Origin of the sequence: Aureimonas sp. SA4125, assembly GCF_019973775.1 — a bacterium.
In the GTDB taxonomy this organism is placed as follows: domain Bacteria; phylum Pseudomonadota; class Alphaproteobacteria; order Rhizobiales; family Rhizobiaceae; genus Plantimonas.
Map to the genome: position 1 here is coordinate 3,360,376 of NZ_AP025032.1, position 24,363 is coordinate 3,384,738.

At 66.0% G+C, this 24,363-nt stretch carries 19 protein-coding genes; 15 read left to right on the plus strand and 4 right to left on the minus strand.

Going from position 1 to position 24,363, the window contains the following annotated elements; translation table 11 throughout:
• Positions 1-148: 148 nt before the first annotated feature.
• The 6 genes from phnC to phnN all read left to right on the plus strand — a co-directional run bounded on the left by phnC (position 149) and on the right by phnN (position 5,580).
• Complete coding sequence (phnC, locus tag Sa4125_RS15945) at positions 149-1,006, plus strand: phosphonate ABC transporter ATP-binding protein (RefSeq protein WP_223999387.1); 858 nt, start codon at positions 149-151, stop codon at positions 1,004-1,006.
• 30 nt (positions 1,007-1,036) lie between these two features.
• Positions 1,037-2,023 carry a phosphonate ABC transporter substrate-binding protein gene (gene phnD, locus Sa4125_RS15950; protein ID WP_223999388.1) on the plus strand — a complete coding sequence of 329 codons (987 nt, stop codon included), beginning with the start codon at positions 1,037-1,039 and terminating at the stop codon, positions 2,021-2,023.
• Positions 2,024-2,354: 331 nt separating this feature from the next.
• The gene (gene phnE, locus Sa4125_RS15955) at positions 2,355-3,161 is read left to right on the plus strand and encodes a phosphonate ABC transporter, permease protein PhnE (RefSeq protein WP_223999390.1); all 807 of its coding nucleotides are present in this window, start codon (positions 2,355-2,357) and stop codon (positions 3,159-3,161) included.
• A 3-nt stretch (positions 3,162-3,164) separates the two neighbouring features.
• Positions 3,165-3,836 (plus strand): DUF1045 domain-containing protein, encoded by a 672-nt coding sequence (locus tag Sa4125_RS15960; RefSeq protein ID WP_223999392.1) that lies wholly within the window; start codon positions 3,165-3,167, stop codon positions 3,834-3,836.
• Between the two features lie 24 nt (positions 3,837-3,860).
• Entirely contained in the window at positions 3,861-4,994 is a 1,134-nt protein-coding gene (locus Sa4125_RS15965) for an alpha-D-ribose 1-methylphosphonate 5-triphosphate diphosphatase (protein ID WP_223999395.1), read from the plus strand.
• On the plus strand, positions 4,987-5,580 hold the full coding sequence (phnN, locus tag Sa4125_RS15970; protein ID WP_223999397.1) for a phosphonate metabolism protein/1,5-bisphosphokinase (PRPP-forming) PhnN: 594 nt from the start codon (positions 4,987-4,989) through the stop codon (positions 5,578-5,580). The genes Sa4125_RS15965 and phnN overlap by 8 nt, the downstream gene beginning before the upstream one ends.
• A gap of 13 nt (positions 5,581-5,593) precedes the next feature.
• Here the strand turns inward: phnN and Sa4125_RS15975 are convergent, their stop codons facing one another.
• A complete protein-coding gene (locus Sa4125_RS15975; RefSeq protein WP_223999401.1) occupies positions 5,594-6,205 on the minus strand; it encodes a TetR family transcriptional regulator in 612 nt (203 codons plus the stop codon).
• Positions 6,206-6,289: 84 nt separating this feature from the next.
• Here Sa4125_RS15975 and Sa4125_RS15980 point away from each other — a divergent pair, with 84 nt between their 5' ends.
• The 5 genes from Sa4125_RS15980 to Sa4125_RS16000 all read left to right on the plus strand — a co-directional run bounded on the left by Sa4125_RS15980 (position 6,290) and on the right by Sa4125_RS16000 (position 14,647).
• The gene (locus Sa4125_RS15980) at positions 6,290-7,621 is read left to right on the plus strand and encodes an efflux RND transporter periplasmic adaptor subunit (protein ID WP_223999403.1); all 1,332 of its coding nucleotides are present in this window, start codon (positions 6,290-6,292) and stop codon (positions 7,619-7,621) included.
• On the plus strand, positions 7,618-10,764 hold the full coding sequence (locus tag Sa4125_RS15985; RefSeq protein ID WP_223999412.1) for a multidrug efflux RND transporter permease subunit: 3,147 nt from the start codon (positions 7,618-7,620) through the stop codon (positions 10,762-10,764). The genes Sa4125_RS15980 and Sa4125_RS15985 overlap by 4 nt, the downstream gene beginning before the upstream one ends.
• Before the next feature lie 259 nt (positions 10,765-11,023).
• Positions 11,024-12,919: a potassium transporter Kup gene (locus tag Sa4125_RS15990; protein WP_223999414.1), complete on the plus strand. Its 1,896-nt coding sequence runs from the start codon at positions 11,024-11,026 to the stop codon at positions 12,917-12,919.
• Positions 12,920-12,962: 43 nt separating this feature from the next.
• A complete protein-coding gene (locus tag Sa4125_RS15995; protein WP_223999416.1) occupies positions 12,963-13,748 on the plus strand; it encodes an exopolysaccharide biosynthesis protein in 786 nt (261 codons plus the stop codon).
• A gap of 182 nt (positions 13,749-13,930) precedes the next feature.
• A complete protein-coding gene (locus Sa4125_RS16000; RefSeq protein ID WP_223999418.1) occupies positions 13,931-14,647 on the plus strand; it encodes a Crp/Fnr family transcriptional regulator in 717 nt (238 codons plus the stop codon).
• A gap of 23 nt (positions 14,648-14,670) precedes the next feature.
• Here the strand turns inward: Sa4125_RS16000 and Sa4125_RS16005 are convergent, their stop codons facing one another.
• On the minus strand, positions 14,671-14,982 hold the full coding sequence (locus Sa4125_RS16005; protein WP_223999420.1) for an NUDIX hydrolase: 312 nt from the start codon (positions 14,980-14,982) through the stop codon (positions 14,671-14,673).
• Between the two features lie 79 nt (positions 14,983-15,061).
• On the opposite strand from Sa4125_RS16005, the gene Sa4125_RS16010 reads away from it, so the two are divergent.
• Together Sa4125_RS16010 and Sa4125_RS16015 are read left to right on the plus strand one after the other, a co-directional pair.
• Positions 15,062-16,270, plus strand: a complete 1,209-nt coding sequence (locus tag Sa4125_RS16010) for an IS256 family transposase (RefSeq protein WP_223998301.1) — start codon at positions 15,062-15,064, stop codon at positions 16,268-16,270.
• Positions 16,271-17,367: 1,097 nt separating this feature from the next.
• The gene (locus Sa4125_RS16015) at positions 17,368-17,589 is read left to right on the plus strand and encodes a hypothetical protein (RefSeq protein ID WP_223999422.1); all 222 of its coding nucleotides are present in this window, start codon (positions 17,368-17,370) and stop codon (positions 17,587-17,589) included.
• 100 nt (positions 17,590-17,689) lie between these two features.
• Here the strand turns inward: Sa4125_RS16015 and Sa4125_RS16020 are convergent, their stop codons facing one another.
• Together Sa4125_RS16020 and Sa4125_RS16025 are read right to left on the minus strand one after the other, a co-directional pair.
• Positions 17,690-18,937, minus strand: a complete 1,248-nt coding sequence (locus Sa4125_RS16020; RefSeq protein WP_223999424.1) for an ATP-binding protein — start codon at positions 18,935-18,937, stop codon at positions 17,690-17,692.
• Entirely contained in the window at positions 18,934-19,668 is a 735-nt protein-coding gene (locus Sa4125_RS16025; protein ID WP_223999426.1) for a response regulator transcription factor, read from the minus strand. The genes Sa4125_RS16020 and Sa4125_RS16025 overlap by 4 nt, the downstream gene beginning before the upstream one ends.
• Positions 19,669-20,007: 339 nt before the next feature.
• Between Sa4125_RS16025 and Sa4125_RS16030 the strand changes: the two genes are divergently transcribed.
• Positions 20,008-21,099, plus strand: coding sequence for an efflux RND transporter periplasmic adaptor subunit (locus Sa4125_RS16030; RefSeq protein WP_223999428.1), 1,092 nt, complete (start codon positions 20,008-20,010; stop codon positions 21,097-21,099).
• Positions 21,096-24,194: an efflux RND transporter permease subunit gene (locus tag Sa4125_RS16035; RefSeq protein WP_223999429.1), complete on the plus strand. Its 3,099-nt coding sequence runs from the start codon at positions 21,096-21,098 to the stop codon at positions 24,192-24,194. The genes Sa4125_RS16030 and Sa4125_RS16035 overlap by 4 nt, the downstream gene beginning before the upstream one ends.
• Positions 24,195-24,363: the final 169 nt, after the last annotated feature.

A 24,363-nucleotide genomic window follows, 5' to 3' on the forward strand; every position in this document is an offset into this window, starting at 1 on the left:
ATCGGGTTGTCATCCCGCTCACATGGAAGAGGTCTAGGCCTAAGCCAACGCAGCGGCGGAAGTGCCACTGACGTCGTTCTGGAATGGCGTCAGAGATGCTCCTCCGAACGGTGGCGGACGAAGAATGCCGACAGGCTGGAGAACACCCATGAATGCGATCCGCGTCGAAAAGGTCTCGAAGCGCTTTGGCCAGAAACAGGCTCTATCCTCGGTCGACATCTCGATCTCGGCCGGCGAGATGGTCGCGCTGATCGGCGCCTCGGGTTCGGGCAAGTCGACCCTGATGCGCATCATCGCCGGCCTGGAGCACAACGAGCGCGACGCCGGGCGCGTCGAGATCTTCGGCAGGCCGCTGCAGGTCGGTGGCAGGCTGGACGGGAATGCCCGCCAGATGCGCCGCGAGATCGGCGTCATCTTCCAGCAGTTCAACCTCGTCGGCCGCCTGCCGGTCCTGACCAATGTGCTGACGGGCCTCCTCGGGCGCATCCCGTCCTGGCGTGGCACGCTCGGCCTCTTCTCCCGCGCCGAGAAGGCGCTGGCGCGCGAAGCGCTCGGCCGGGTCGGCATCCCGGAAGTCGCCTGGCAGCGGGCCTCGACGCTTTCCGGCGGCCAGCAGCAGCGCGCCGCCATCGCCCGCACGCTGGTGCAGAAGGCGAAGATCCTTCTCGCCGACGAGCCGATCGCCTCGCTCGATCCTTCCTCGGCACGGCGCGTGATGGACCTCATCGCCGAGATCAACCGGACCGACGGCATCACCGCCGTCGTGTCACTCCACCAGGTCGAATACGCCCGCCGCTATTGCGCCCGCACCATCGCCATGCGCGACGGCGTGGTCGTCTTCGACGGCCCCTCGCTCGCGCTCACCAACGATTTCCTGCGCGAGCTCTACGGCACCTCCTCGGAGGAGTTGATCCTGCCGGACGCGGAGCCTGCCCGCGACCTGAAACCGACGCGCGACATCGCCGCCGAGATGCGCGCCCTGTCCTCTGCCTGGCACACCGCCTGACGCCTTCCCCTGAACCCTACGGAGACGATCATGAACCCTATCATCAAGGGCATCGCCGCCCTCGCGCTCGCTGCGGGTCTTACGACCTCGGCGCTCGCCGAAGAGATCAACTTCGGCATCATCTCGACCGAATCCCAGTCGAACCTGCGGACCGTCTGGGAGCCCTTCCTGGCCGACATGTCCAAGCAGACCGGCCTCGACATCAAGCCCTTCTTCGCCTCCGACTATGCCGGGGTCATCGAAGGCATGCGCTTCGACAAGGTCCAGGTGGCCTGGCACGGCAACAAGTCCGCCATGGAAGCCGTCGACCGCGCCGAAGGCGAGGTCTTCGTCCAGACCGTCGCCGCCAATGGCGACGCTGGCTACTACAGCCTGATCCTCGCCCCGTCCGACAGCAAGCTCAACAGCGTCGACGATCTCCTGACCTGCGACAAGTCGCTCAATTTCGGCATCGGCGATCCGAACTCCACCTCCGGCTTCCTCGTGCCGATGACCTTCATCTTCGCCGCAAAGGGCATCGACCCGAAGGAGTGCTTCAAGAACGTCACGAATGCCAACCATGAGACCAATGCGATGGCTGTCGCCAATCGCCAGGTCGACGCCGCGGCCAACAACACGGAAAGCCTGGCGCTGATCGAGAAGAACCAGCCGGAAGCCTTCAAGAACCTCAAGGTCATCTGGAAGTCGCCGCTGATCCCGTCCGATCCGATCGTCTGGCGCAAGGATCTTCCGGACACGACCAAGGAGAAGCTGAAGGCCTTCTTCCTCGACTACGGCACCGAGCGCTCGAAGGGCGACGTCGAGGCCGAAAAGAAGGTGCTGGCCGGCCTTGCGTGGGCACCGTTCCGCGCTTCCAGCGATGCCCAGCTGCTGCCGATCCGCGTCATGGAAGTGACCAAGAAGATCGCCGGCATCGAGGCCGACAAGACGCTGACGGACGACGCCAAGAAAGCCGAGATCGACAAGCTGACCGCCGAGAGGGCGAAGTTCGAAGCCGAGATCGCCAAGGGCGCGTAAGCCCGAAACCGATGCTGCGCGCGGCCGGCGACGGCCGCGCGCTCTGCTGCCGAGACCCACTCTGCCGGCACCGAGGCGCGCACACCACAGGCTCGTCATCCCGGCCGTGAGCCGGGATCCATGCCGAGGCCGTGTCACTGCCAAGTCGGTCCAGAACAAGTCGGTCCAGAATGGAAGGCCGGCCGTCCTCGATCTCGTTCGACGGTTTGAAATGGATCCCGGATCAAGTCCGGGATGACGAAGTTTCGGGTGTCTGGCGCCCCTCTTCACACGGGAGCATCACCTCCTGCCAGCCACACCACTAACCCTCACCCTCACCCAGAAAGCCTCCATGTCCGAGACCGCCCTTCCCCAAGCCAAGCCGATGATCGAGCGTCGCTGGTCCGAAACGGCCTGGACCTACGTCACCTGGGGGGCGCTGGCGATCGCCCTCGTCTGGAGCTGGGGGCCGGCGGAGATGGGTCGCTGGACCTATCTCTTCACCGATGCCGACAACATGGCGCAATACGCCTCCGGCTTCCTGTCGCCAGACTTCAAGGACTGGAACTACTATGTCGGCGAGATGATCGTCACGGTGCAGATCGCGCTGTGGGGAACCGTGCTGGCGACCATTCTCGCCGTGCCCTTCGGCATCCTGTCGGCGAGCAACATGACCCCCTGGTACATAAGGCAGCCGACGCGGCGCCTCATGGACATGTTTCGCGCCATCCACGAGGTGGTCTTCGCCGTCCTCTTCGTCGTCGCCGTCGGGCTCGGGCCCTTTGCCGGCGTCATGGCGCTTTTCATCCACACCACGGGCATTCTGGCCAAACTGTTCTCGGAGGCGGTCGAGGCGATCGACCCACGGCCCGTCGAGGCGATCCGCGCCACTGGCGCCTCCAAGCTGCAGGAAGTCGTGTACGGCGTCATTCCGCAGGTTCTGCCGCTGTGGATGTCCTATACGCTGTACCGGTTCGAATCGAATGTCCGGGCCGCGACCATCCTCGGCCTCATCGGCGCCGGCGGCATCGGCCAGGTGATGTTCGAGACGATCCGCGGCTTCTACTATTCGCAGGCGGCCGCGGTCCTCATTCTGGTGGTGCTGACCGTGATCCTGACCGATCTTCTCTCCCAGCAGCTGCGCAAGCGGGTGACGTAGGCCTTGCGCGTTGCGATCTACTTCACGCCGCCGGCCGCGGCCCCACTGGCGCGCGCGGCCGGCGAATGGCTCGGCCGCGACGCTTTTCACGGCGCCGCGACCCGGCCCGCCGATCCCGTCATCGACCCGCTCGTTGCCGGGCCCGCCCGCTACGGCTTTCACGCGACGATGCGCGCGCCCTTCACGCTGGCCAAAGGGTTCGACCTCGCGGAATTGGACGAGAGTCTGGCCGGCTTTGCCGCCGCGCGACAGGCTGTTCGCCTGCCCGCGATCCAGCTGGCGCGGCTCGGCCGGTTCTTCGCCCTGGTGCCTTCCGCACCGAGCCTCGACCTTGCCGAACTGGAAGCCGACACGGTGCGGACGTTCGAACCCTTTCGCCGCGCGGCGACCGACGCCGAGATCGCCAAGCGCCGGCCGCAGGATCTCAGCGAACGCCAGCGCACGCACCTCCGGGATTTCGGCTACCCCTTTGTCTTCGAGGATTTCCGCTTCCACATGACCTTGACCGGTCCCGTCGACGAGGCGCAGACAGAGACCGTCCATGCCCTGCTGACCGATCGCTTCGCCGCCTTCGAAGGCGCCGCCCTGTTGGTCGACGGCCTCGCGCTGTTCGTCGAACCGGCTCCCGGCGAGCCTTTTCGCGTCCATTCGCTTCATCCCTTCGACGCGCGTTGAGCGTCCTCTGCCAGAGCTTTTTCGATGTCCCATGAGACCGTACTTTCCAACGCCCGCATCGTCCTCTCCGACCGCGTCGTCGACGGCCATCTCGTCCTGCGCGACGGTCTGATCACGGCCATCGGCGAGGGCCCGGCGACGGGCGAGGACATGGGCGGCGACACGCTCGTTCCCGGCCTCGTGGAACTTCACACGGACCACATCGAAGGCCACTATCTGCCGCGGCCGAAGGTGCGCTGGAACAAGCTCGCAGCGATCCAGGCGCATGACGCGCAGATCGCCTCCTCCGGTATCACCACCGTCTTCGACGCGCTGCGCGTCGGCATGGACGAGAATGCCGACATCGGCGCCCGCGACATGCGCGACATGGCCGACTCCATCGCGCGCTCTGTCGCCGAGGACCGGCTGCGCGCCGATCACTTCATCCATCTGCGCTGCGAGGTTTCGGCCGCGGACGTCGTCGAGGGCTTCGAGGCGATGATGGGCAACGAACTGGTGAAGCTGGCCTCGCTGATGGATCACGCGCCCGGCCAGCGCCAGTTCGTCGACATCGAGACCTACCGTGCCTACTACCAGGGCAAGATGAAGCTGTCGGATGCCGAGTTCGACACTTTCTGCCGCCGCCGAATCGAGGAATCCGAGGCCAATGCGCCGGCGAGCCGCATCCACATTGCGGGCCGCTGCCGCGAGGAAGGCATCGCGCTGGCCTCGCACGACGACGCGACGCTTGCCCATGTCGCCGAAGCGATCAGCTTCGGCATCGCGCTGGCCGAATTCCCGACGACCATGGAGGCCGCGCGCGCCTCGCACGAGGCGGGGCTGAAGGTGCTGATGGGCGCGCCGAATGTCGTGCGCGGCGGCTCGCATTCGGGCAACATCTCGGCCTTCGACCTTGGCAAGGCCGGCGTCCTCGACATTCTCTCCTCCGACTATGTGCCGTTCAGCCTGATCCAGGCGGCGTTCCAGCTCGGCGCAAACGAGGCCGACCTGCCGGCGGCGATCCGCCTGGTGACGAAGAACCCGGCCGACGCGGTGGGGCTCACCGATCGCGGCGAGATCGCCGTCGGCAAGCGCGCCGATCTCGTGCGCGTCCGGCCGGTGGCATCCGAGGCGCCGGTGGTGCGCGCCGTCCTCCGCGAGGGCCGCCGCGTTGCCTGACGCTGTCGATGGTCGGATCCACGGTCCGTTCATCGCCGTGGTCGGACCGAGCGGCGCCGGCAAGGACACGATCCTGGCACTGGCGCGGCCGCATCTGCGGCAAGACATCCGCTTTGCCCGCCGGGTGATTACCCGGGTCTCGCAGGTCGAGGCGGAGGACCATGACTGTCTCGACGAAACAGCCTTCGAGGCCGCCGAGCGCGACGGTGCCTTCTGCCTCAGCTGGGCGGCCCATGGCCTGCGCTATGGCCTGCCCAGCTCGCTCGTCGCCCACTGCGAAGGCGGAAACGCCGTCGTCGCGAATGTCTCGCGCCGCGCGCTGGGCCCCGCTGCCGCGCGCTTTGCCGCGTTGCATGTCATCGAGATCACGGCGCCGCGGGCACTCCTCGTCCAGCGGATCGCCGCGCGTGGCCGTGAAAGCGCCGGAGAAATCGAGGCGCGGCTGGCCCGGAACGTCGATCTCGACATCCCCGCGGGTGCCCACGGGCCGCACCGTATCGACAATTCGGGACGGGTCGAGGACGCTGCTGCCGATTTCGTCCGCCTCGTCGAAAGCCTCGCGCGCGACGCTGCGGCAGCGGTCTGAGGCTCTTCTCTCTTCAGGCGCGAAAACTGTCGAAGAGACCGTCCATCAGGGGCGTTGCCGTCGCGAGCAGGTCGAACTCCTGCTCCAACCGCAACCATTCCGAAAACAGGCCGACAATCGCGCAGAAATAGGCGTTGGCTGCCAGTGCCGGCGTCCAGGCCCGTCCGAGCCGACCGAGCAGCGCCGCCCGCTCGAAGACTTCGATGAGAACGCGCTTCATCCGGTCGTCGTCGGCCCGGCGGCTGACCAGCGCCTCGCGCATCTCGCCGACATACTCGCATCGCAATAAAATGATGGTGTAGACGCGTTGCGCCCGCGCGTCCGTGGCAAAGCCCCTGATCGCGTCGAGCGTCGTGGTGTAAAGAAGATCAAGGCAACTGTCCGAGTGGGTCATCTCGCCGGAGTGGAAAAACGTCTCCTGCGGCAGCCGCGCCCTGTCCTGCATGGCCTTGAAGAGGTCGACCTTGCCGGAGAAGTGCCAGTAGATGGCGCCGCGCGTCACCTTGGCGGCCGCTGCGATCTGGGCCAGCGACGTCTGGCCGACGCCGCGTTCGAAGAACACGGCTTCGGCCGCGTCGAGGATCGCGGCGCGGGTTTCGAGGGCTTCTTCCTTGGTACGGCGCACGGGGCCTCCTTGCTTACATGCATCTATGAATGTAATGATGCTGCATTGCAATAGGCCGCATTGCCGTCCGACTCGGGTTCCGTCATGAAATTGCTTGGTTTTTCGACACTCCGTGCGGCGCTGCTTCTGGCCGCGCTGGCGCCCGCCGCGGCCCATGGCCAGGCTCCCGGCGGGGCTGCCCCGCCGCCCCCCGTCGTGACGGTCGAGACGATCGCGACAAAGACGCTGCCGATTTCCTACGAATATGCCGGGCGCGTTGCCGCCTCGCGGGAAGTCGAGGTTCGCGCACGCGTGGCGGGCATTCTCCTCGACCGCGCCTTCGTCGAAGGTGCGCGCGTCGCGCCGAACCAGGTGCTGTTCCGGATCGACCCGCGCGAATTCGAGGCGCAGGTCGCGCTCGCCCAGGCGCAGTTGCAGCAGCAGCAGGCGACTCTCGGCCAGGCGCAACGGACCGAGGAACGCCAGCGCGCCCTGACCTCCCGCGGCGCCGCGTCCACCGCGACGCTCGACGACGCGACATCGAGCCGGGAACTTGCCGAAGCGCAGGTCGCGGCGGCCGAGGCCAGCCTCCAGACTGCAAGACTGTCTCTCGCCTATGCGACCGTCACCGCCCCCGCCGGCGGCGTCACGACCCTCGACCAGGTTCCGGAGGGCAGCCTGATCACGGTCAATTCCCTGCTCACCAAGATCTCCCAGCTCGACCCGATCTACGTGAACTTTTCCGCGGCCGACACCGAGGCGATCGCCATCCGGCAGCTCGTCGAAAATGGCGCGGGCAACCGCAACGACCTCAGCGTCGAGGTCTCCTTCGGCGATGGCGGCGTCTACGCACAGAAGGGCACGATCGACTTCACCGCATCCAGCATCGATACGGAGACGGGCACGATCCTGTCGCGCGCCGTCCTCCCGAACCCCGACACCCGGCTCATCCCGGGTCAGTTCGTCCGGGTGAACATCTCCGGCCTGAAGCTCGAAGACGCCGTTACCATCCCGACGGAAGCCCTGATGCAGGGACCGCAGGGGCCGTTCGTCTTCACTGTCGACGACAAGAACGTGGTTGGGGTCCGTCCGATCAAGATTGGCCGGGAACTGGATGGCGAGATCCTCGTCACCGAGGGTCTCGACAATGGCGACCGCATCATTACCGAGGGCGTCGTGAAGGCGCGGCCGGGCTCGCCGGTCAATCCGGGCGACGGCGGCGCGACCCCGGCTGCCGGTGCACCCGCAGCGAGCGCGCCGGCATCTGCAGGCGAAGCCGACGCAGCCGAGGCCTCGACCGGGGCGGCCGAGACGGCACCGGCTGCCGCTTCCGAAAATGCCGCGCCGGCCGCGGGCGGGACACCCGCAGCCGCCGAAGCGGGCGAACCCGGCAAGGCCGATGGTGCCGCCGCACCGGCGACGGAGACCGCGCAGTGAATTCCCGCTTCTTCGTCGACCATCCGGTCTTTGCCTCCGTCATCTCCATCGTCATCGTGCTCGCCGGCGTCATGGCCCTGCGATCCCTTCCGATCGAGCAGTACCCGCAGCTCGTGCCGCCCGAAGTGGTGGTGACGGCAAGCTATCCCGGCGCCAGCGCCGAGACTCTCGCCCAGACCGTCGCCGCTCCGCTCGAGCAGCAGATCAACGGCGTCGAGGGCATGATCTACATGAAGTCGACGAATTCCTCGTCGGGCTCGTCCTCGGTCACCGTCACCTTCGCCAGCGGCACCGATCCCGACCAGGCGACGATCAACGTCAACAACCGCGTGCAGCAGGCGGTTTCGTCGCTGCCGACGGAGGTGCAGCGTCTCGGCGTGACGGTCGTCAAACGGTCCTCGTCGATCCTCGCCGTCCTCACCATGACCTCGCAGGATCCGCGCTACGACGCGACCTACGTCTCCAACTATGCCCTTCTCTACATCCTCGACGAGCTGAAGCGGTTGCCGGGCATCGGCGAGGCGCAGCTTTTCGGCCAGCGCAACTATTCCATGCGCATCTGGCTGCGGCCGGACCAGCTTGCCCAGTACGACCTGACGCCGACGAATGTCGCCGACGCGATCCGCGAGCAGAACGCGCAGTTCGCTGCAGGCCAGTTCGGCGCCGAGCCGAATGCCGGCCCGCTGGCCTTCACCTATTCGGTCACCACGGCCGGACGACTGCCCGATGTGCAGGCGTTCGAGAACATCATCCTGAAGTCCAACGCGAACGCCTCCTCGCTTCTCCTGAAGGATGTGGCGCGGGTCGAACTCGGCGCCCAGGACTACGGCTTCAACGCCACCTACAACGGCGATTCCACCGTGCCGATCGGCATCTATCTCCAGCCCGGCGCCAATGCCCTGGACACGCTGGCCGGCGTGCGCACCCGCATGGACGAGCTCAGTCAGTCGTTCCCGGACGGCGTCCAGTACGCGATCCCCTACGACACGACGAAATTCATCTCCGCATCGATCGAGGAGGTGATCATCACCTTCATCGAGGCGATGGTCCTGGTCTTCATCGTGGTCTTCGTCTTTCTGCAGAGCTTCCGCGCGACGCTGATCCCGATGATCGCGGTGCCGGTGTCGATCATCGGCACTTTCGGCATGCTCCTGGTGCTCGGCTTCTCTATCAACCTGCTGACGCTGTTTGCGCTGGTGCTGGCCATCGGCATCGTCGTCGACGACGCCATCGTCGTTCTCGAGAACGTCGAGCGCATCATGACCAGCGAGGGCCTGCCGCCGAAGGAGGCGACGGCCAAGGCGATGAGCGAGGTGACGAGCCCGGTCATCGCGATCGTTCTGGTGCTTTGCGCGGTGTTCATCCCGGTCGCGTTCCTGGGCGGGCTCGCCGGCACGATGTACCGCCAGTTCGCGGTGACCATCGCCGTCTCGGTGACGATCTCCGGCATCGTGGCGCTGACGCTGACGCCCGCCCTTTGCGGCCTGATCTTGAAGCAGACGCACGGCAAGCCCTGGGCGCCGTTCCGCTGGTTCAACACCGGCTTCGGCAAGCTCACCGACGGCTACGGCGCCGTCGTCGGCTTCCTGATGCGCCACGCGATCCTCGCTTTGGTGCTCGTCGCCGCCATGTCCGGCGGCACCTATTACCTGTTCACGACCCTCCCCGGCTCGCTCGTCCCCGACGAGGACCAGGGATCGAACTTCGTCGTCGGCATCCTGCCGCCGGCGGCCTCGCTGGCCAGAACCACCGCCGCCATGGCCGATGTCAGCCGGAACATCCGCGCCAACCCCGCGGTCGCCGACGTCGTCGCCTTTGCCGGCTTCGATCTTCTCGCCGGATCGCAGAAGACCAGCGCCGGCGTCGCCTTCGTCACCTTGAAGGACTGGTCCGAGCGCACCGACCCGTCCGAGGATGGGCGCAACCTGCCGGGCGCCTTCATGGGCGCCAATGCCGGCATCAAGGACGCGATGGTGCTCGCCTTCAACCCGCCGCCGATCCAGGGGCTGTCGACCACCGGCGGCTTCGATCTCTATGTCCAGGATCGCGGCGGCGCCGGCGCCAACGCGCTGATCCAGGCGACCGACGCCATGGTCGCCGCCGCCGCCAAGCGGCCGGAACTTGCCGGCGTTCGCTCCAGCTTCAGCGCCAGCGTTCCGCAGTACAGGATCGATGTCGACCGCGAGAAGGCCAAGGCCCTCGACGTGCCGATCGCTCAGATCTTCACCACCATGCAGGCGACCTTCGGCAGTCTCTATGTCAACGACTTCACGCTTCTGGGCCGCAACTACCAGGTCTCGCTGCAGTCGGAAGCGAAGTTTCGCGAGCGCCCGGAGGATCTGAAATACGTTTTCGTGCAGGCCAATTCCGGTGCGATGATCCCCCTCGACACGCTGCTGAAGGTCGAGCGCGTCGTCGGCCCGGACCTCATCGAGCGCTACAACGCCTTCACGTCGGCCAAGGTCAGCGGCGGACCCGCCCCCGGCTTTTCCTCGGGACAGGCCCTCGAGGCGATGCAGCAGCTGGCGGCGGACCTGCCGGACGGCTTCGACATCGCCTGGACGGGATCGGCCTACCAGGAGATCTCGACGAGCGGGACCGGCGGCATCGCGATCGGCTTCGGCATCCTGATGGTTTTCCTGATCCTGGCGGCGCAGTACGAGAAATGGTCGCTGCCGATCGCCGTGATCCTCGCCGTTCCCTTCGCCATGTTCGGCGCCTTGCTGGCGATCTACCTTCGCGGCCTCGAGAACGACGTCTATTTCCAGATCGGCCTGGTGACGCTGGTCGGCCTCGCGGCGAAGAACGCGATCCTGATCGTCGAATTCGCGGTCCTGAAGCGGGACGAAGGCCTCAGCGCCTACGACGCCGCGCTGCAGGGCGCCAAGCTGCGCTTCCGCCCGATCATCATGACCTCGCTCGCCTTCATCCTCGGCGTCGTGCCGCTGGCGATCTCGACCGGGGCAGGCTCCGCCAGCCGGCATTCGATCGGCACCGGCGTCATCGGGGGCATGCTGTTTGCGACCTTCGTCGCGATCTTCTTCATCCCGCTGTTCTACAAGCTGCTGGCGGGCAAGCAGCCGGCACCCAAGGCAGCATCGGGCGAGGGACCGAAACAGGAGCATGCGCCGGCGGCCGTCTGAGCCTCCCTTTCGCGGTGTCCTGTCGCGGCAGAGAGATTGCCACCGCTCCGATGCGATCGAATGGTCACAGCGGCCGCGGCTCTCTCCGCATGCGCGGCCTGCAGGCAAGCTTGAGGGTTGCGCTGCACCCAGACTACGACTAGCAAGCACCCCAAACGCCGAACCGGCGACTCCTTCCCTTGGTCATTCGATGCTATGACCTGCTCGAAGCGTCAAAGGTCCGCCCTTCTCGGGGCGCCGTGATGCCGGAGAACGATGCTTGGCCACTGATACCGAAATGGGGCATGCCGCACGCGAGCCGGCCCATCCGCGCGAATTCAGGACCTTGCTGCTCGGATGTATCGGCGTCGTCTACGGCGACATAGGTACCAGCCCGCTCTACGCCCTGCGCGAAGCCTTGGTGCATGCGAGCGGCGACGGTCTCGTCGATCAGGAGGTGATCGGCGTCGTCTCGATGCTGATCTGGTCGCTGACACTGATCGTCACCATCAAATACGTGCTTCTCATCCTGAATGCCGACAACAATGGCGAGGGTGGCATCCTGTCCTTGATCGCCTTGGCGATGAAGGCGATGGGGCGGCGCACCTTCCTCATCGTCATCGGCATCATCGGCGCCTCGCTCTTCTACGGCGACGCGGTGATCACGCCGGCGATTTCGGTGATGTCGGCGATCGAAGGCCTGAAGCTGATAACGCCGCGCTTCGACGGCTGGGTCCTGCCGATCACGACCGTCATCCTCTGCCTTCTCTTCTTCGTCCAGAGCCGCGGGACCGGCAAGATCGCGACCTATTTCGGCCCGATCACGCTGGTCTGGTTCGTGGTGATGGGCATTCTCGGGCTCATCCACATCGGCGACCAACCGGATATCCTGGCGGCTCTCAACCCGATGCGGGCCGTCACCATGATCATCGACCACGGCTGGCTGTCGCTCATCATCCTGGGCTCGGTCTTCCTGGCCATTACCGGCGCGGAAGCGCTGTACACCGACATGGGGCATTTCGGCCGCAAGCCCATTCGCTTTGCGTGGTTCGGCCTGGTGTTTCCCGCCCTGTTGCTGAACTATCTCGGCCAGGGCGCGCTGATCATGTCGAAGCCGCAGTCTCTGGAAAATCCCTTCTTCCTGCTGGCGCCGGATTGGGCCCTGTTGCCGCTGGTAATTCTCGCGACCGTCGCCACCGTCATCGCCAGCCAGGCGGTCATCACCGGTGCCTTCTCGCTGACCCAGCAGGCGATCCAGCTCGGCTTCCTGCCACGGCTCGAGATCCGGCACACCTCGGAGGAGCAGTTCGGGCAGATCTATATTCCGAAGGTCAACGCATTCCTGTTCATCGGCGTGATGATCCTCGTCTGGACCTTCCAGTCTTCCGGCGCGCTGGCCAATGCCTATGGCATCGCCGTCACGGGCGACATGGTCGTGACCTCGATCCTCGGCTTCCTCGTCTTCTGGAAATGCTGGAAATGGTCGCCCTGGCTCGCGGCCGCCGTGATGGTGCCGCTTCTGTCGCTCGAACTCATCTTCCTGTCCTCCAACATGTTGAAGATCCTCGATGGCGGCTACGCGCCCCTGGGGCTCGCGGTGATCCTGTCGCTGATCATGTGGACATGGATCCGCGGCACGCGCATCGCCTACGGCAAGGCACACCGCGAGAGCATAGCCCTCAGCGACCTGACGCGGATGCTGGAGAAATCGAAACCGATGCGCGCGCGCGGAACCGCCGTGTTCCTCACCTCCGACACCGAGCTGGCGCCCAGCGCGTTGATGCACAATCTCAAGCACAACGGCGTCATTCACGAGCGCAACATCATCATGACCATCAAGGTCGAGAACGTTCCGCGCATCCGGCTCGAGGACCGCGTACAGATCGAGGAGGTCTCGGAACTCTTCACCCGCGTCTTCCTCACCTACGGCTACATGGAGGAGCCGAACGTGCCGAAGGCGCTGTCGCTCGCCAAGAAGAAAGGGCTGAAGTTCGAGATCATGTCGACCTCGTTCTTCCTCTCCCGGCGCGCCTTCCGGGCGACCTCGCAGGACGGAATGCCGCTCTGGCAGGACCGGCTCTACATCTCCATGGCGCTTTCCGCCGCCGACACCTCGGGCTTTTATTGCCTCCCCACCAATCGGGTCGTCGAGATGGGACAACAATTCACAATTTAGAGTCATGCTTGTGTTCTAAAGCTCAGGCCGTAGGGATCCTGGAATGCACGTGATCGATCGAGCAGAGGCTGGCGAACGCGCCGGGACGGGCCTCGACGGCGCCGATCACGGGGATGACGGCTGCCTGCGGGAGGCCGTCGTGGGCCACCCTGTGCAAAACGATGCCGATGTGGCGACGCCTCTTGAGACGGAAAGCGCACCCGCCGCTTTGGAGAGCCTGGCGCTCAGCAAGCGCAAGCTTGCCGAAATCCTGGTCGACATCGCCGAAGATACCACGCGCGAACGCGTCTCCGTTGCCGACCTTCTTCTCGCCATGCAGGACCGCGCCTTCGGTGCGCTGATGCTCATCTTCGCGATGCCGAATGCCTTGCCGACACCGCCCGGCACCTCGGCCATCCTCGGCGCGCCGCTGGTCTTTCTCGCGGCCCAGCTGATGTTCGGTCGAAAACCCTGGCTTCCCAAGGTGATCGCCAATCGCTCGATGTCGCGGACGGACTTTGCCGCGATGATCGGCAAGGTCGCACCCTGGATCACACGCGCCGAAAAGCTTTTGAGACCCCGGCTTGTCGTCGTGGCACGTCCGCCGGCGGAATATCTGATCGGCGCGCTGTGCCTGTTGATGGCGACGATCCTGATTCTTCCCATTCCGCTCGGCAACATGCTTCCAGCTTTCACCATCTGCCTTTTTTCGCTCGGGCTGCTCGAGCGCGACGGCATTTGGATCCTTGCCGGCGCAGCGACATCCATCGTCTCCGTGGTGCTCGTTTCCGGCGTCCTGTTCGCGCTGTTCAAGGGCGCCGTCTTCGTCTTCACCAACGCCTTCCTGTAGGTCCGGCCGTACCCTTCCGCGCGACGCGTCTGCCACTATGCAGGCCCTGAAGCTTTCCGCATGCACGGGTGCCGCTTGCTGTTTCCCAGGCGGTGACGCTAGGGTCCCGGCCGTTACCCATCGCATGCGCATTCACGGAGATCCGATTGACCAAGTTCGTCCAACTGGGGCCGGAAAGTCGGATGCATACTCGGCTGTCGAAGATCATCGACCTTTCGGTCGATGATCGGCAGGCCCTCGCGGAACTCCCCGTCATCGTCCGGGACTATGCGGCCGACCAGGACATCGTTCGCGACGGTGACCACCCGCAGCATTGCTGCATCGTGCTCGAAGGCTTCACCTGCCGCTACAAGGTCATCAGCGATGGGCGGCGGCAGATCCTCGCCTTCAACATCCCCGGGGACATTCCCGATCTGCAGAGCCTGCATCTGCGGGTGATGGACCACAGCCTGGCCACGCTCGTGCCGAGCCGGCTCGGCTTCGTCGCCCACCAACATATGCGCGAGCTGTGCGAGCGGCGGCCCGGCATCGCCGCCGCGATGTGGCGCGAGACCTTGATCGATGGCGCCGCCTTCCGGGCCTGGATCACCGGCATGGGCCGGCTTTCCGCGCGGGCGCGGCTGGCCCACCTCCTTTGCGAACTGCTGCTTCGGCTCGATGCCGTCGGGCTTGCCGACGGCTTCCGCTACAAGCTTCCCCTCACCCAGGCGGAACTGGGCGACGCGCTCGGCCTCAGCGTCGTCCACGTCAATCGGATCCTGCAAGACCTCAGGGCCGAGGACATCATCGCGATCGATCGCCGTGCCGTGAACATTCTCGACTGGAACGGGTTGCGCAGCATCGGCCAGTTCGAACCGGCCTATCTCCACCTCAAATACGGCTCGACCGAGCTCGATTGAGGCGGTCGCTGCCGCTCGGTCGCCTACTTCGGCGGCTGGTAGTGACGCAAGATCGTCCGAAGATCTGGCTCGTCCACAAGGTCGGCGGCGTCCGCCTGGTCGAACCACTGGCGGGCGCGCTCGGAGGCTTCGGGCCAATCCTTGTCGAGATAATGAACTTCGAGCGGATAGACCGTGACCGTGCAGCGCAGCGTAGAGCCGTCGTCCGCGAGCTTGTCGTAGGCGTACGCACCGATCGGCTGTTTGCGGGACTTGCCGATCACACCGGCCTCTTCGAAGGCTTCCTGTGCCGCCGCCTTGGGTAGTGTCCGCGCTCGTGGTGGAAATTCCGACATTGAAAGGTGTGGCTGAGGCGGTCACCGGATAGGGCGGCTAAGGTGGAGTTGCGAGACTTCAACCTGACCGGAGAACCCGATGACCGAGGACAGACTACCGCTTGCCGAGCTTTTTGCGAAAGCCGGGGACGGCGATTTCCTGAGAACGATAGCCGAGAGCGTGATGCAGCTCCTTATGGAGGTCGACGTTGAAGGCATGATCGGCGCCGGGCGCCACGAACGGACGCAGGAACGGGCGACTTATCGCAATGGCTACCGCGACCGCTCGCTCGACACGCGGCTCGGCTCGTTGCAGCTTCGGATACCCAAGCTTCGGCAGGGCAGCTACTTCCCGCCGTTCCTGGAGCCGAGAAAGCTCTCGGAGAAGGCCTTGGTTGCCGTCATTCAGGAAGCTTGGATCAGCGGCGTTTCCACCCGGCGGGTCGACGATCTGGTACAGGCCATGGGGCTGTCGGGGATCGGCAAGAGCACCGTATCGAAGCTGTGCAAAGACATCGACGAACGCGTCGGCGGCTTCCTCGACCGTCCTCTCACTGGCGACTGGCCCTACCTCTGGCTGGATGCGACCTACCTGAAGCAGCGCGAGGGTGGACGCATCGTTTCGGTCGCCGCCATAATCGCCGTGGCCGTGAACACGGACGGCAAGCGCGAGATCGTCGGCCTTCACATCGGCCCCTCGGAAGCGGAGACGTTTTGGTCGAGCTTCCTCAAGAGCCTCGTGCGCCGCGGCCTGTCCGGCGTGAAGCTCGTGATCTCGGATGCTCACGAAGGGCTGAAAGCCGCCATTCGCCGGGTGTTCAGCGCCTCCTGGCAGCGCTGCCGGGTGCATTGGATGCGCAACGCCCTGTCGTATGTCCCGAAGGCGCAGCAGAGCATGGCGGCGGCCGCGCTGCGCCAAGCCTTCGCCCAGCCCGATCGTGCTAGCGCCAGCCAGGCGCTGCGCCACGTCGCCGACCAGCTTCGGGGAAAGTGTCCAAAGCTCGGGGCCTTCATCGACAACAGCGAGACCGACGTGCTGGCGCACATGGATTTTCCCAGTCAGCACCGGACCCGGATCCATTCGACGAATTCCCTGGAGCGCCTGAACAAGGAGGTGAAGCGGCGTGCCGACGTCGTCGGAATCTTCCCGAACGAGGGATCCATCATCCGGCTCATCGGCGCCGTCCTTCTCGAGGCCAACGACGAATGGCAGATCCAGAACCGCTACATGCAGACCGAACCCATGGCCGACCTCATGGCCATGGGCAACACTGCAAAACCCGAACAGATTTCCACCGAAGTCGCCTGAAACGGAGCCGCTTCAGCTACACTCAATTTCCACCACGTTGACGGACACGACCCCGCCTTGTGCGGGCTGCGAAGTTTCATCGGCCATCCCTTGGGAATGATCCAGCGCCGCGAACCGCGTGAGGTGACGAGCAGGATGCGCAGGCCTCCATCCGGCCCGAGGGCGTATGGCAGCGCGCCATACTGCACGTTCCCTTTATTTTGCGCCAATGCTCTCTCCAGTTCCCAGGACCTCCACCGCTTGGTTTAGATTGGTCTTCCCGGCTATTGGTATTTCGAATGCGACAACGTCGGGAAAGTCCCCATGAAAGACGCTGACCCTGTGACGTCTTGGTGATGCGCCGTGGCTATGGATTGGCTGCGAAAGCGCCAAGAATGACATGTACATGTTTTCCTACAAGAAATCATGTCGAGACGCCGGGCGGCGACGGGCTCGGTCGACGCCTTTAACGCTCGGAAGATTGCCGGCAGGCTCGGGGAACGAGGGAGGACCGAAAACGATCCCTTGCCTCGTTCGCCGGCGATCCCGACACTCGCTAAACGTTTCGTTACAAATCGCCCGCGCCTTGCCATCAAACGCAACGCGAAGGCCGGAAAAGCGCCACCCCGCCTGTCGATCCTCCCGGGATATCAACGGAGTCGACAAGCATGACGATCAGCATGACGAAACGCGCGGCGAAGATTGGCCAGCGCGTCCTTGCCCAAATGGCGATGTCAGCGACGGTAATGACCACTTTGCACTTCGCCTCTGTCTCCGAATTTCTGCCGGCGACATGGGTGTTCGGTCCATCGGGCGGCGAGTCGGCACCTGTTACGGCGACCGGAGCACCGCTGCCAGGCGCCGCGTCTCCCGTTCGAATCGTCCCGCTGCCGATCGCGTCAGTGCCTACAGTCGTCAAACACGCTTCCGTGGAGGTTGCCGGGCAGACGCCGAAGGCGGCTGGGAACCCTGTGTCCGATCGTGTTTCTGCGCCGGCCAGGATGCCGGGCGCGTGTGCGGATGGCTGCAGGACGGCGCCTCCTCGCGTCGTCGCGCGGCCGACGCCCCGCCCCGCCATCCCGATGCCGGCCGACATGCCGGACCCGTGGGAAGCGCCCGTGCGCTTGGCCGCGAACCCTCCGGCCCGTCAATCGACGGGCATCGAGGCGCTGCCGGAGCCCGATGCCGTCCCCTATCCCGAACTGGCGTCAGGCTTCGTCCTCGCCGATCTGATCCCCGGGCGCCATTCCGTGATGGACGGCGTTTCCTTCATCGGCGGGCAAGCCCGCGCCGTCGTCACCGGCGCTGCCAGCGGTGCGCTGGATTTCGTGCGTCACTAGTTTGCCGCGCCGGCTGCTGCAAATCCGGATCCCAGTCTTTCGTCCGCGCTCTTCAGAACGTCGGCAGGCTGAGCCTGCCATCCTGGCATTCCCGGCCGGCTTAGCCGGGCTTCGCCAAGGGCAGCGTCACGGTCTGGCGCAACCCGCCCTGAGGGCGGTTCTCGACGCGGATCGTGCCGCCGGCCTGGTCGAGGATTTCCTTTGCGATGGCCAGACCGAGCCCCGCGCCGGGGCGCGACTTGCGTCGACCGGCATCGACCCGGAAGAAGGGCTCGAACACCCGGGCGAGAAGCGCCTCGGGAATGCCGGGCCCCTCGTCGTCTATCTCGATCACGGCCGAATTGCCCTCAGTGCGCATGCGGACGTTCGCGCCGCCCCCGTGTGTCGCGGCATTGTCGACGAGATTGCGCAGCGCCCGCTTGAGGGCGAGTGGACGCCCCGCGACAAGGATGCCCGGGCTCACCTCCCAGTCGACGCCAAGACCGAGTTCGCGCAGTTCGGCGCCGATCTCCGCCAGGAGCGGAGCGAGCGCCACGCCGTCTTCTGCCGGCTGGTCTGCGACTTCCTCGCGCACCAGACGAATGGCGCTGTCGGCGATCCGGTCGAGTTCCTCCAGATCCTTCAGCCAGGTTTCCTGTTCCTCGAGCGGCAGGAACTCGGCCCTCAGACGCATCCGCGTCATCGGCGTCCGGAGGTCGTGCCCGGCGGCCGCGACGAGACGCATCCGGCTCTCCATCGCCACCTTCAACCGCGAGGAGAGCCGGTTCAGCGCCCGGGCCGTCGCCCGCACCTCCACCGGCCCCCTCTCGTCGATCCGAAGCATCTCGCCGTCCGGCCCGACGGAGGCGATGGCCGTCTCCAGCATCCGCAGCGGGCTGACGATCTTGTTGGCGGCCAGAATCGCGATGGCGACCGAGCCGAGCACGACGATCATGAGATAGGCCGCCAGCGGGCGGATGGCGCTTTCGGGAAGCGCGGGAAAGGGCACATAGGCCCAGATATCGTGCTGAAGCGGGATGGCGAGATAGGCGCTGGTGTCAACGGTGGCCACGATCACCTCCAAGCCCTCGCCGAAGCCAGCCAGAGCTCCGTTGACGCCGTCCGTCTGCTGATGCCGGATCTCGTCGGCCCGAGGCGCCGGGCCGGTTTTCAACCCGAAGCTCGCCGCCTTCTCCGCCGATCCGGCGAGGAGGGCCGAGACGAGGCGTGCCTCCTGGGCAAAGGCGAGATCGAAGGTCTGACGCCGCGGCGGATCGACGATGGAGTAGGTGACGAAGGCCGCAAGCACCGCGACGGCGGTGACGGCAACCATCAGAAGGAGAGTCAGGCGCGCGTGAAGCGAGTTCATTGCGGCGTCTCCAGCCGCTCGACGCGGGCGGCGAATTGGTAGCCGCCATTGCGCACGGTCTTGAACAGCCGGAACACGCCGCTATCGCCGAGCTTTCGCCGGAGACGGCTCATCGTCACATCGATGGAGCGGTCGAACGGGTCGATGTTGCGGCCATGCAGGAGGTCGAGGAGGATTTCGCGCGACAGAACCCTCCCCGGCCGCTCCAGAAAGATCTGCAGAAGGTCGAATTCGGCGCCGGTCAGTTCGATCTCGGCGCCCTCGGCATCGCGCAGGCTCCGCCGTTCGGGATCGGCGGTGTAGCCGTCGAAACGGTAGCTCGCGGCCGGTGGCGGCGTCGCTTCGCCCGAACGCTCGCTGCCGCCGCGGCGCAGGACCGCGCGGATCCGGGCCGAGAGCTCGCGCGGGTTGAACGGCTTGCCGAGATAATCGTCGGCCCCGAGCTCGAGCCCGACGATGCGGTCGACATCCTCCTTCAGCGCGGTGAGAAGGATGATCGACAGATCGGGACGGCGGTCGCGCAGCTCGCGGCAGAGGTCGAGACCCGACCCGTCCGGCAGCATGACGTCGAGCACCACCAGATCGACGGCCGTATCGACGAGCTTCTGCTCGCATTCGCGCCGACTGCCGGCGAGCGCCGTCTGGAACCCCTGGCCATCGAGATATTTGCCGAGCAGTCGCCGGATTTCGGGGTCGTCGTCGACGACCAGCACCCTGATCCTATTTTCCATCGCGCGGCTCCCGACTGTATCCTTCGTCTATGTGCCATTGCCGCGCCGGCCGCGACCGGATTTTTGTTGCGGAACGTATCGGCGGTCGTCCGCCGAACCTTCTGGCAATTGTGGTTGTCCCGGGCGCGATACGTTTCGTAACAGATTGATATTTCTGTCGCATGGAAGCGCAAGGAGAAGCGACTACCTATGTTGGCGGAATGCAGTCGATCGGCGGAAGCCGGCAGGCTGCTGAGACCGCAGCGTCATCCCCCCTCTGACGCTGCGGTCGAGCCGGAACACCGCGCGCGATGTTCCGGCTCCCAGCTCTGCGCCCTCCCTGAAGCTTGCGAGACCTCGATGTCGAAGCCGTTGATCCTCCTTGTCCTCCTGACCCTCGCCGCGACGGGTCCGGCAGCAGCACAGGTATCGGCGAGCCCCGCAGCCGCGAGCCTGACCGTGACCACCGACGCCGTTCGCAAGGAGAGCGTCGCCACGCAGATTTCCGCCACCGGCCTCGTCATCGCCGCCGAAGAAGCCACCGTCAGCGCTACCGCCGGAGGCCTGATCCTGACCGAGGTGCTGGTCACGGAGGGCGGCCACGTGACGGCCGGGCAGATCGTTGCGCGTCTCGACGGTGCGCTGATCGAGGCGCAGATCGTCGAGCAGCAGGCGGCCATCGCCAGTGCCGAGGCGAGCTTCGCCACCGCCCAGTCGGCAAACGAGCGTGGCCAGCGTCTTGCCAAGACCGGCGCCCTCTCCGCCAAAGTGGCGGAGGAGCGGCAGACGACGGTAAAGACGACCGAGGCGGCACTCGCTCAGGCCCGTGCCGCCTTGGGAACGCTGCAGGTGCAGCTCGATCGGACGGTCGTGCGCGCGCCTTTCGCCGGCATCGTCTCGGCCAAGCCCGCGACGCTCGGCATCACGGTTCAGACCGGCACCGAAATCACGAAGGTCCAGCGCGACGGCGCCCTGCGCGCCGCCATCGACGTTCCCGAGCAATACCTCGCGGGCCTGTCGCCCGGCGACAAGGCCGAGGTGGCGGGGCCGTCCGGCGAAAAGATTGGCGGGACGATCGCCCTCATCGGCGAGACCGTGGACAGCGCCACGCATATGGGCCGGGTCGAGATCGGCCTGCCGCAGGATACCGGCCTCAAGGCCGGCATGTTCGTCCGCGCGACCATCTCGGCCGGCGGCAGCCAGGCGATGACCGTTGCCGAAAGCGCCCTGACCTGGCGCGACGGCAAGACGGCGGTCTTCGTCGTCGCCGAGAACAACGCCGTCGCGCTGAAAGCGGTCGATGCGGGAACGCGGCAGGACGGGCGCGTTGCCGTCGTCGGCGATCTGTCCGAGGGCGACCGCGTCGTCACCGCCGGCGCCGGCTTCCTCAACGATGGCAACACGGTCCGCGTCGTGACCGAGCAGGCCGCCACCGGGGAGACGGTCCAGTGAAGAACATCTCCGCCTGGTCCATCAAGAACCCGATCCCGACGATCGTCCTTTTCCTGACGCTGGCGTTTGCCGGCGTCTGGGGTTTCAGCCAGCTGCGCATCAACAACATGCCCGACATCGATTTTCCGATGGTCACGGTCACGGTCATCCAGACCGGGGCTTCGCCGACGGAGATCGAGACCCAGGTCACCGAGATCGTCGAGAACGCCGTCACCACGCTGTCGGGCGTCGAGAGCGTGACGTCGACGGTGTCGGAAGGCTCGTCCGTCACCGCCATCGAATTTGCGCTCGACACCGATCTGACGCAGGCGACCGACGACGTCCGCAATGCGGTGACCTCGGTCCAGTCGGACCTGCCGACGGCCGCCGAAACGCCGCTGGTCGCCCGCGTCAATGTCGGCGACAATTCGGTGCTGACCTACGTCGTCGACGCGCCGACGATGAACCCCGACGCGCTCTCCTGGTACATCGACAACGACGTCTCCAAGGCGCTCCTGAGGCTCGACGGCGTGTCGAAGATCACGCGGTCGGGCGGCGTCAACCGCGCGGTTCTCGTGAAGCTCGATCCCGACCGGCTGGCGGCGCTCGGCGTCACCGTCCAGGACATCTCGCAGGCGCTCGCCGCCCAGAACGCCAACCGCTCCGGCGGGCGCACCCTCGTCGGCGCGAGCGAGCAGTCGGTCAGGACGCTCGGCCGCGTCGACTCGATCGCCGCTCTCGGCGACACCCGCATCGCGCTGTCCGACGGCAAGTCGATGCGGCTGGCCGATTTCGGCACGATCGACGACAGCTGGGAGGAGCCGCGGTCGCGGGCTCGTCTGAACGGCAAGGAAGTCGTCGCCTTTTCCGTCTTCAGCGCCAAGGGGTCGAGCGAGATCGGCGTCACCAATGCCGTTCGTGCGGCCGTCACCGCGTTCGACGCGGCCGACGACACGGCTGCGTTCACCGAGGTCACCTCGTCCTCGACCTTCGTGCAGGAAAGCTATGACGCGGCGCTCGAGGCGCTGTGGATCGGCGCCCTCCTCGCCATCGTCGTCGTCTTCCTGTTCCTGCGCGACATCCGAGCGACGCTCGTCGCGGCGACCGCGCTGCCGCTGTCGCTGATCCCGACCTTCGCCATCATGGCCTGGCTCGACCTCTCGCTGAACAACATCACTCTGCTGGCGCTGTCGCTCGTCGTCGGCATCCTCGTCGACGACGCCATCGTCGAGATCGAGAACATCGTCCGGCACATGCGCCAGAGCGGAAAGACCGCCTACCAGGCGGCGATCGAGGCCGCCGACGAGATCGGTCTTGCCGTCGTCGCCACCACCATGACGATCGTCGCGGTCTTCGTCCCCGTCGCCTTCATGCCCGGCATTCCCGGCAAGCTCTTCGTGAGCTTCGCCATCGCTGTCTGCGTCTCCGTCCTCTTCTCGCTGCTCGTCGCCCGGACGCTGACGCCGCTGATGGGCGCCTATTTCGTCAAGGCGGCCGGCGGCGACAGCCATGACGATACGCCGAAATGGGTCTTCGGCTATGTCAGGGTGCTGAAGCAGGCACTGCGCTTCCGCTGGTTGACCGTGCTTCTCGGCATCGCCTTCTTCGCCGGCTCGATGATGCTCGCCATGAAGCTGCCGACGGAGTTCATGACCGCCTCCGACCGTGGCCGCTCGCTCGTCTCGGTCGAGATGCAGCCGGGCTCGACCCTGGCGGAGACGGACGCCGTCGCGCAGGCGGTTTCCGCCAAGCTTGCGGCCGAGCCCGAGGTCGCCTCGGTCTTCGCCTCCGTCGGCGCGGCGACCGAGGGCGGCGGCGGTCCGCAGCGCGGCTCGACCGCCAGCGTCACCTCGGCGACGGTCACCGCGAACCTCAAGGAACGCGCCGACCGCGACGTCAGCCAGCAGGAGTTCGAGAAGCGCTCGGCCCACCTCTTCGACGACATTCCCGGCGCCCGCATCCAGTTCGGCGCCGACGGCCAGTCAGGCTCGAAGGTCTCGGTCACGCTCGTCGGCGCCAATGGCGACCTCCTGGCCGAAACCGCGTCGCAACTCGCGGTCGAGATGCGCGGCATCGAGGGCGTCAACAACCCGATCTCCAGCGCCGCGGCGGCCAAGCCCGAACTCGTGATCACGCCCGACAAGGCGAAGATGGCCAGCCTCGGCGTGACGTCGCAGCAGATCGCGACGCTGGTGAACGTCGCCACCCTCGGCGACGGCGACAGCGCGCTGGCGAAGTACAATCTCGGCGACCGGCAGGTCTACATCATCCCGACGCTGACCGACGCCGCGCGCGGCGATCTCGCCCAGATCAAGTCGCTGATGATCCGCGGCACCAGCGCCACGGTGCCGCTCGATTCCGTCGCGAGCTTCTCCTTCGGCGCCGGCCCGACCAGCATTTCGCATGTCGACGGCGACCGCACCGTGGCGGTCGAGGCCGAACTTTCCGGCCTCACCCTCGGCCAGGCGCAGACGGCGATCGGGACTTTGCCGGTGATGCAGAACCTGCCGGCCGGCATCGCGCAACGGGCCGAAGGCGATGCCAAACGCATGGCGGAGCTGTTCTCGGGCTTCGTCATGGCGATTGCCGTCGGCATCCTCCTGATGTTCGGCACGCTGGTGCTCCTGTTCAACTCCTTCCTGCAGCCAATCACCATCCTCACCGCCCTCCCCCTGTCGATCGGCGGCGCCTTCGGCTTTCTCTACGTCACGGGCGCCTCGATCGCGGTCTCGGTGCTGATCGGCGTGCTGCTCCTGATGGGCATCGCGGCGAAGAACTCGATCCTCCTCGTCGAATATGCCATCATCGCCCGGCGCGGCGGCATGGAGCGTGGCCAGGCGCTGCTCGAGGCGGCGACGAAGCGCGCGCGGCCGATCGTCATGACCTCGATCGCCATGGGCGCCGGCATGGCGCCGATCGCGCTCGGCATCGGCGCCGACGCCGAAAGCCGCGCGCCGATGGCGATCGCCGTCATCGGCGGACTGATCTCCTCGACCGTACTCAGCCTCGTCTACGTGCCCGTGGTCTATACGGTGATGGACGATCTCGAGCGCTTCGCCGGACGCTGGCTGTCAAAACTGCTGCCGCGACAGGCCAAGGTCTTGCCGGCGGAGTGAGTCCGCGCGCGCGACGCCGGAAACGAGGCGATGACGAAGCTGTCAGGACGATGTCAGAAGCTGGCGCCGCGATAAGCGTTGAGTGACGGTTGTGCCGGGTCGTCGGGGATCTCATCTAGTTCCCACCGGCGCATGACGCCGCGACGATCACGATCAACGGGAGCCAAGG